General features: G+C 63.7%; 2 protein-coding genes. Both read right to left on the reverse strand.

The window, feature by feature from the left end; genetic code table 11:
* A partial coding sequence (locus DFO50_RS18720; RefSeq protein ID WP_112693021.1) for a formate dehydrogenase subunit gamma occupies nucleotides 1-561 on the reverse strand: 561 nt, incomplete at its 3' end.
* Nucleotides 558-1261: formate dehydrogenase subunit beta (fdxH, locus tag DFO50_RS18725; protein WP_112693022.1), on the reverse strand; the 704-nt coding region annotated here is incomplete at its 5' end. The genes DFO50_RS18720 and fdxH, both read right to left, overlap by 4 nt.

Raw genomic sequence — 1261 nt, forward strand, 5'->3', positions numbered from 1 at the left:
GGTGACCACGCCTTCGACCATGGCCCGGATCGTGCCCTTGACCCAGATTGCCGCATAGACGTGGATGATGATGCCGGCGATCAGGATCAGCGCCGACCAGGCATGGAACAGCAGGGCCAGGCGGATCAGCGGGATCGGGAACATCGGCGCGAAGTACGGTCGCCACATGATGAAGCCGGTGACCAGCATCACCAGCAGGCAGCCGGCCATCAGCCAGAACATGCCTTTCTGGCCGCCGTTGTACTTGCCGGTGTCGCCGACCTCGCCGCCCTTCAGCACCGTGCCGACCGCCATCATCCACTTGATGTCCTCGCGGTTGACCAGGTTGTGCTTCCAGTAGCGCAGGAACATGACCGAGAAGCCGGTGAACATCACCACGCCGACGAACGGGTGGATGATGCGCGCCAGTTGCGGCGTGCCGAACACGCCGGTCAGCCAGAAGAACGCCGGATAGAACAGCGCCAGACCGGACAGCGCCAGCAGCACGAAGCAGAAGGCAACGATCCAGTGGTTGATCCGCTCGATGGCGCGGTAACGGACAATGAGGTTTTCACGGCTCATTTCGGTTGCTCCTCATCGTTGTCGTCATCGGTGCGGTTCGGGCCCACGGTGATGTAATGGAAGAAGCCGAACAGGCCGGCGGCGGCGATGCCGACGGTGGCCAGCGGCTTCAGCAGGCCCTTCCACAGGCTGACCACCGGGCTGATGGCCGGATCTTTCGGCAGGCCGTGATACAGCTCCGGCCGGTCGGCGTGGTGCAGCACGTACATGACGTGGGTGCCGCCGACGCCTTGCGGATCGTACAGCCCGGCGTTGTCATAGCCGCGCGACTTCAGGTCCTCGACCCGTTCGCCGGCGAAGGTCTTCATGTCCTCCTTGCTGCCGAAGCGGATCGCGCCGGTCGGACAGGTCTTGACGCAGGCGGGTTCCTGGCCGACCGACACCCGGTCGGAACACAGCGTGCACTTGTACGCCTTGTTGTCGACCGGATTCAGACGCGGAATGTTGAACGGACAGCCGGAGATGCAGTAGCCGCAGCCGATGCAGTTCTCTTCCTGGAAGTCGACGATGCCGTTGCTGTACTGGATGATCGCGCCGGGCGACGGGCAGGCCTTCAGGCAGCCCGGTTCGCTGCAGTGCATGCAGCCGTCCTTGCGGATCAGCCATTCCAGCTTGCCGTTTTCCTCGACCTCGGCATAACGCATCACCGTCCACGACTGGGCGGTGAGGTCGGCCGGGTTGTCGTAGACGCCGACGTTGT

It is taken from the genome of Microvirgula sp. AG722, from assembly GCF_003269145.1.
GTDB classification, from domain to species: Bacteria; Pseudomonadota; Gammaproteobacteria; order Burkholderiales; family Aquaspirillaceae; genus Microvirgula; species Microvirgula aerodenitrificans.